Annotated in this window: 7 protein-coding genes; all 7 read right to left on the bottom strand. The window is 39.8% G+C overall.

Annotated features, from left to right (window positions below):
- Positions 1 to 233 precede the first annotated feature (233 nt).
- The 7 genes from ACZM60_RS13945 to ACZM60_RS13975 are packed head-to-tail and all read right to left on the bottom strand — an operon-like array spanning position 234 to position 7,715.
- Positions 234 to 695, bottom strand: a complete 462-nt coding sequence (locus ACZM60_RS13945; protein ID WP_021971454.1) for an ATP synthase subunit C — start codon at positions 693 to 695, stop codon at positions 234 to 236.
- A 41-nt stretch (positions 696 to 736) separates the two neighbouring features.
- The gene (locus ACZM60_RS13950; protein WP_489521795.1) at positions 737 to 2,542 is read right to left on the bottom strand and encodes a V-type ATP synthase subunit I; all 1,806 of its coding nucleotides are present in this window, start codon (positions 2,540 to 2,542) and stop codon (positions 737 to 739) included.
- Entirely contained in the window at positions 2,539 to 3,144 is a 606-nt protein-coding gene (locus ACZM60_RS13955) for a V-type ATP synthase subunit D (RefSeq protein WP_021971452.1), read from the bottom strand. The genes ACZM60_RS13950 and ACZM60_RS13955 overlap by 4 nt, the downstream gene beginning before the upstream one ends.
- A 19-nt stretch (positions 3,145 to 3,163) precedes the next feature.
- Entirely contained in the window at positions 3,164 to 4,483 is a 1,320-nt protein-coding gene (locus ACZM60_RS13960) for a V-type ATP synthase subunit B (RefSeq protein WP_489521796.1), read from the bottom strand.
- A 19-nt stretch (positions 4,484 to 4,502) separates the two neighbouring features.
- On the bottom strand, positions 4,503 to 6,260 hold the full coding sequence (locus ACZM60_RS13965) for a V-type ATP synthase subunit A (RefSeq protein WP_021971450.1): 1,758 nt from the start codon (positions 6,258 to 6,260) through the stop codon (positions 4,503 to 4,505).
- 15 nt (positions 6,261 to 6,275) lie between these two features.
- Positions 6,276 to 7,115, bottom strand: coding sequence for a DUF2764 domain-containing protein (locus ACZM60_RS13970; RefSeq protein WP_021971449.1), 840 nt, complete (start codon positions 7,113 to 7,115; stop codon positions 6,276 to 6,278).
- Positions 7,116 to 7,124: 9 nt separating this feature from the next.
- Positions 7,125 to 7,715, bottom strand: coding sequence for a hypothetical protein (locus ACZM60_RS13975; RefSeq protein ID WP_021971448.1), 591 nt, complete (start codon positions 7,713 to 7,715; stop codon positions 7,125 to 7,127).
- Positions 7,716 to 8,048: the final 333 nt, after the last annotated feature.

Consider the following 8,048-nt stretch of genomic DNA (forward strand, 5'->3'; position numbering starts at 1 on the left):
GCTTATTGTTTCTTTGAAAACAAACCGGATGCATTGCAAGGATACTATATTGAGGACTCAAAACAACTGGCCTTATTCTAAACTTATCCCGAACTCAGGTTTTTTATTCCATTTTCACCTATTACTAATAAAAAAACGCCTTGGCTTTATTCCTTTAAAGCCAAGGCGTTTCGAGAAAATATCAGAAGACTCTTTCAAAGGACTTCCAATACCCGCTCGTTTATTATACTAATTTATGCAAGTGCAGAACCCATCAAGAATGTAGCAGCAAGAGCTACAATTGCATACAATTCCGGGAATACAGCCAAAATCAAAGTATTACCAAATACATTGTGTCCTTGTCCGATAGCTGCAATACCATTTGCGCAAACCTGTCCCTGACGAATAGCCGAGAACAATGCGACCAATCCCAAGCCAATACCAGAACCAAGAACAGCACAAGCCTGAATAGCCGAAATTTCGGGAGTCAAAACATTAAAGATACTCTGGAACATAAAGTAACCGGCAAAACCATACAATCCCTGAGTACCCGGAAGGGCTGTCAAGACCAAGAAGTTACCAAATGCACTATCATTTTTCTTCAAAGCTCCAATTGAAGCATTACCTGCAATTGTTACGCCATAAGCACTACCAATTCCTGATAAACCAACCATAATTGCGATGCCAATGTAGGCAATCAAAAGATTCATTTCCATAATTTATAAGATTTAATTTTTAGTTTTTTACTTTGTTATTATTAGTTTTTAAAAGGTTTATATTCCTTTCCGCCTCCTTCATATCCCGAATTCTTAAAGAACTCTACAAAAGTCAGACGCATCGGGTGCACCATTGCTCCCAGAACATTCATAAACATATTTATAGCATGTCCGATTACAAAAATCAAGACCATAACTATCGGACCGGCAATGACATTATCAGGACTCATTCCCACAGCCAGACTATTAAATACACTTGCCAAAATTCCTCCCGACAACCCTAATGCGAACAGACGGACATACGACAAGACATCACCTAACAGACCTGTAGCCATGTTATAACTATCCCATAGTCCCAAACCAATATTTATAAAAACATTCTTTCCCGGACTATTGTACAAGTAGGCCATCAATACTCCGATAACCAAGAAGACCAAATGAATCGTTCCACCCATCGGCATGAAACCTGGAGCAGCAAAAGCAATAGCCGTACTAACCAGGATAAAAAGCCATCCGATTGTAGCGACAGCATATTTAAAGCCGAACTGGATTGTCTGATTTACAGCCTTCAGTATCATACCAAAGATAATCTGTACACCTCCCAATATCAGAGATAGATTGAACATCTGCTGGTTATCCAACGAAATTGCCTCTTTCAAACTCTGGAATAGAGGAAGCTGAATATCATACAGATTAAATCCAAAACAAGTACCAGTCAAAAGCCCGCACACCATTGTAGAAGCCCCCAGCAACTGTACCAATGTAAGAATTGGCTTCATCGAAGCTGATATGTTCTTTGCTACAAGCCGATAAATAGTGACAGCCAGCAACATGAACAAGCCATAACCCGAATCACCCAAACACAATCCGAAGAACAGCATAAAAAATGGAGCAAAGAACGGAGTCAAATCCAATTCATTATACTTCGGAAGCATATACAAACGCATTATCGGTTCAAAGAGCCGGAAGAATCCTTTGTTATCAAGCAAAATAGGGACATCATCCTCTGGAGTAGGATCTGCTACTTCGTAGTACACCTCCTTTGTTTCCAAGAAACGCTCTATTTCGCCAATACGTTCGGCCGGCGCCCACCCTTGCAACAACATCAATTTATTATCAGCAAGTGAATCCGTATTCAATACAACTTTAGAGAACTCTATCTGCGAATGCACCTGTGCTTGCGCAACTTGCAAATCAGGAATAGCAGATGCTGCCAGTTCCTTCATTCGCGCCTGCAGTTCGTCATTCTGCTTTATCAGATCCTCTTTCCGTGTCTGAAGGTCAGATAGAGAACAATCCGGCAATTTAGCAGCTTCCACTTCCAAGTCGACGTTTTTACCAACCGGAACAACTGTCACAAAATACAACTTCGAACCAACATGATTGATAATTATTGCATTATACAAATTAGTCCACTCCTCCTTAAACTGTTTATCAGAACAAATGTAGAAATCAATCTGATAACCAGCATCACGAAGGCGGTCCAAGCTCGTTGGTTCAAAATTTCCCCACGGTTCCAATTGCAAAAGTTCTTTTTCTACAGCCTGAAGTTTATGAGATACCTGTTGTATCTGTTGTTGGAGGCCCTCAAATTCCGCAAGGGTTTCCTCTCCCTTCTCAACATTTCCGGTATGAGCAACCGCAGGAATATTCAAACCTTGCAACATTTTTATAGTTGCAGCATAACGTGCCGATAAGCGGATACTTTCTTGTAAGGCCGCATTCTCAGCACTACCTTGTGCTTTGGTAGCCACATGTACCACTCCCAAGTCGCGTATACTCTTTAAAAAGGCATCATATTCTTTATGATAAACCAGAAACGTAAGTTTCTTCATCTTAGCAATCATACCTCAGCCTCCTTTCTTTTTTCCTGAATCGATTTCAGAATCTTCTGAGAAGATTTCGACAAGTTCTCTTCATCTTCCATGAAACGCTTGATTTTTCTCAGCGCATCCTGATAACCGGGTATCTGAACCTTCTCAAAAAGATTCACTTTCTGCGTAGTTTTCTTACGCGCATGTTCCAGCAAGCTCAATTTGGCGAGTGTAAATTCTCTTTCAATGGCTGTACGAGCCAAGTCTTTCAGTAAGTGAATACCATCGGCATACCATTTAGGACTACAAAATAAGCTAAACGGCCGAATCTCAAAATCCACATCTTCCAAAAGTGGTACACGTACTCCAGCAATCTTACGTACGCCCAAATGAACATCCTTCACCTTTATCAATGAAGCATCAAATTCATTCCAGAGTGCGAACATGGCTTCATAAGCCTGAATTTGTTTTTCCAGGCTTCCTTCAAGTTCCACAGCCTCAGTCTTGCAGCGCTTTACCTCCAGTCGCAGCGCACTTTCCTTATTTTTAATAATAGGAAGCGTACGCACACGAATCTTGAGCTGCTTCTCAAGCTGTTGCAACGAAGTTTTATTATATTGAAATTTTATAGCCATTTCTCTGTGAATTTATGAATTACTTTTTCCAGTACTGATCAACAAATTCTTTCTTGATATTAACTTCTTCCGGCTTAAAGTATTTACTGAACAATCCCCAAGTCACATCAAGCATTTCTGTTGTATTCAGGTTAACATCGATAGCCAGTAATTGGTTTGCATAATCCTTTGCAAAAGCCAGTGCACGTTCGTCGTAGTTGGTCAAATCGAAACCGTTCTCCATCTTAGTCTTCGCATTAGCTGCATCAGCATACAAACGTACGGCTGCATTCATAACCTGCGGATGATCTTTACGTGTTTTTTTACCACTAACCAACTGTTTTAAACGAGACAATGAACGGAACGGGTCTACGATTACCTTACCGATGTCACTATCACGACGTAAGAACAACTGTCCTTCAGTGATATATCCAGTATTATCAGGAACTGCATGTGTAATATCGCCGCCCGACAAGGTAGTTACCGCAATAATCGTAATAGAACCTCCGGTCGGGAACTGTACAGCCTTTTCATAGATCTTCGCCAAATCTGAATACAATGAGCCCGGCATAGAATCTTTCGATGGAATCTGGTCCATACGGTTCGACACGATAGCAAGCGCATCAGCATACGAAGTCATATCTGTAAGCAGAACCAACACCTTCTGATTATGCTCAACAGCAAAATATTCGGCAGCAGTCAAAGCCATATCAGGAATCAGCAAACGCTCTACAGGAGGATTCTCTGTGGTATTTACAAAACTGATAATACGATCCAACGCACCAGCATTCGAGAAGACATTCTTAAAATACAAGTAGTCATCGTTCGTCATACCCATACCGCCCAGAATAATTTTATCCGTTTCCGCGCGTAATGCCACATTCGCCATCACCTGGTTGAAAGGCTGATCAGGATCTGCAAAAAATGGGATTTTCTGTCCGGACACCAACGTATTATTTAAATCGATACCCGCTATACCAGTTGCAATCAACTCAGAAGGCTGTTTTCGACGTACAGGATTTACCGATGGTCCGCCAATTTCGACTTCTGTACCCTCAATCTCCGGTCCCCCGTCAATAGGCTCACCGAAAGCATTAAAGAAACGTCCCGCAAGCTGTTCGCTTACTTTCAGCATAGGCGATTTACCTAAGAATACAACTTCTGCATTAGTCGGAATACCTTCTGTACCTTCAAATACCTGAAGTGTTACCTCATCACCAGCAATCTTAACCACCTGGGCCAGCTTGCCATTCACCATAGCCAGTTCATCATAGCCCACCTCCGTTGCTTTCAACGAACATGTAGCCTTTGTAATCTGGCTAATTTTAGTATATATTTTTTGAAACGCTTTTGTTGCCATTTTCTTTTACTTTATAAGTTTACTTCACACTTCTTTCGGCAACCAATGTAGCAAGCTGCTTACGGAAATCTTCATATTGTTCAGATTTATACTTAGAGTAGTTCATCTGCTTACAAATATTTATCATCTTCTTGAAGTAATCCATTACCTCCACAAAGGTTTCAAACTTGAAGTCCGTGTGACAAATATCAATAATCATATTCACAATATCCTCCTGACGCTCCATCGGAGTAACAGAATCTACTTCATCGAACGCATCCTGCTGCAAGATAACAAAGTCAATCAGTTCCGACTTCCAGAAAATTACATGATATTCAACTGGAACACCATCATCCCCTAAAATATTAATCTGTTCGGCAATTTCCTTTCCACGCAACAAGCGAGTTTTCAGTTCATTCACTTTTCCTGTCCACTGTCCATTGATACGTTCTGTAATATATTTTTCAAATTCCGGATATTCCAAATACTTTGAATATGAGTCAATCGGGTTTACAGCTGGATAACGTTTACGGTCGGCACGTTCCTGCTCCAAAGCATAAAAACATCGTGCTACCTTTTTTGTATTTTCCGTTACCGGCTCTTTCAGGTTACCACCTGCCGGTGATACCGTTCCGATAAAAGTAATAGAACCAGTTGCACCATTATACAGATGTACGAATCCGGCACGTCCATAGAAATTAGATATAATAGCAGAAATATCCATCGGAAACGCATCTGGTCCCGGAAGTTCCTCCATACGGTTAGACATTTCACGCAAAGCCTGTGCCCAACGAGAGGTAGAGTCGGCCATCAACAAGACCTTCAATCCCATGGCACGATAAAATTCAGCCATTGTCATAGCAGTGTATACAGATGCCTCACGTGCTGCAACCGGCATATTAGAAGTATTTGCAACGATAATTGTACGCTCCATCAACTTACGACCAGTATGTGGATCTACCAGTTCGGGGAACTCCGTAAAGATTTCTACTACCTCATTCGCACGTTCACCACAGGCAGCTATAATAACGATATCAGCTTCAGCTTGTTTAGAAATAGCATGCTGCAACACAGTCTTTCCCGTTCCAAACGGACCAGGAATAAAACCTGTACCTCCTTCTACAATCGGATTCATTGTATCAATTACGCGCACACCTGTTTCCAGCAATTTATACGGACGTGGCTTTTCAACATAATTCGTCATAGCCTTTTTCACCGGCCATTTCTGAATCATATTTACTTTAATGTCTTCACCTTCCTTATTTGTCAAAACAACAACTGTATCTTCGATAGTATAATCACCTTCTACAACAATCGACTTCACCTTGTAAGTTCCATGAAGTTGAAAAGGTACCATAATCTTCAACGGCTGATGGTTCTCTTCCACTTCACCCAACCAAGCAGAAGGTCCTACTTCATCACCCACCTTTACTATTGGCTTAAAATGCCATTTCTTTTCCTTATCCAATGGATAAGTATATTGTCCACGTTTCAGGAAGATTCCTTCCATTTTGTCAAGGTCATTCTGCAAGCCATCATAATTTTTCGATAGCATGCCCGGTCCCAAAGTTACTTCCAACATATGACCTGTAAATTCGGCCTCGGCTCCAACTTTCAGTCCACGTGTACTTTCGAACACCTGTACATATACATTTTTACCCACAACCTTGATAACTTCGGCCATCAAACGGTCACCTCCGGTAGTTATATAACAGATCTCATTTTGAGCCACAGGACCGTCAACAGTCAGCGTAACCATATTGGCGATAACGCCTAAAACAGTTCCTTTTGTTGCCATTCTTATCTTTTTTTATTATTTTCTAAATTCTTCTGGTATTTGAACTTCATTCTTTAAATTCTGAATCATTTTGCGGAACAATTCATTTCCTTTATCCTTATCCAATGAAATCCAACGTTCAATCATTTCAAGTTGCATCAAGAAAACGAAGACACGCTCAATTGTAAAATAATGAAAGAAAGATTCATCTTCCAGCCATTTCCACTTTAACGTATCGACCTTTTTCTCTCGTTCTACCAGTTCCTCAATATCAGAAATACGCTGCAATGTTTCAAAATATTCAAGTGTTTCGTTTAATCCAAAATCACGTGCATTCGATGTACGCAACTGCTCACATATACTTGTTTCTCCGACAATAACATTTGACACATCCATTTTATATTTCCGTGCCGCCAAAGCAGCAAGTATATTGTTTAAGTTTAAATTAAACTCAAACCACGAGGCAATAAAGGCATTACAGCATGCCATTCCATAAGAAAAATATAATGAAGCTAATATATCTTCAGCGCGATATAATTCTTCTTGTGAAAGTCTGAAATATTGAGTAACGAAATCTACCAAATAGGAAGGAAATCTTTTATCCGGAATATCTCCATCGCGCACAGCATCAATCAGTTGGAGTAATTCTTCAGATGAAAAATTTCCCCTCCCCTCTGTCGCAGCATCCTTATTTTTCAAGAGCTTCAGCAAGTCTGTATTATCAAATTTTAGATAAAATAAATCTATCAGCTTCCGATCTTGAACAGATAATTCTGGATACAACTCCGACTTAAAATCAGCCACAGAATAGCTTAATTTACCATCATCCAGTGAGATATCAGGCAAACCAGCTACCAGACAATAATATGTACTCATAGTTTTCTGTTAAAACAACATTTCGACTAGCTGAGGACGAAGAAACTCTTTAAAGTAATTTTCAAATTCCTCTTCACCAAAATTCACTTTATACGATCCATCTGCCGGTGAAACAGAAAAAAGCGCCTTGGCCCCATTTACTTCTTCTATTTTAACCCCCTTATCAAGCAAAGACTTAACATCCGAGGCAAAATACTTCTTTAATGATTCAGCATCTTTTACAGAAATGACAATGGGTTCGTTTGCTGACCATTGAGTAGCCAATGCTACAATAAATTTGTTGAAATAATCTTTATCTGCAATAAATCCTTTTACTGCATCCGAAACAGTCTGATTTGTCAATAAATTAGTAACTTCTGTTTTCAGTGCATTCAGGGCCTGTCCCGCAAACAACTTCAATTCGGACTTTGTGTTCTCCGTTAATTCATCAGCAGATTTACGAGCATTGGCTATAATTCCTTCAGCTTCCTTCTCTGCATCTGCAATCAACTTCTGAGCTTTCTTCTGAGCCTCTTCGATAAGTCGCTGCGCTTCTTCATTACCCTTTTCCACCCCTTCACGATAAATCTTATCAGTGAGCTCCTGAATTTTGTTTTCCATAATAATTATTAAACTTTAGTTATATAAACTTACAATTTTAGCAATTGTAATTGTTACAATATCTGAAGTCAAATATACTAAATAAGCCTTAATCACCTACTATTTCGAAGGAAATATTTCCGCTCAAAAGAAAAGATTTTAATTTCACAGTCATGAAGATGTAATATGCTATTAGCCCGACATGTTTTTCAACATAAATAGATAGGAATAGGCTATTTCCTCACTAACAGATAGCGCTGAATGCATTATCAATATTAATAAGCTTCGGCATTTTCTATTAAGCTCCCATTTGTCATCATTTCCTGAGCATCCGGAGAAAGCCCCTGCGGGAGG

Source organism: Phocaeicola sp. (genome assembly GCF_057861905.1).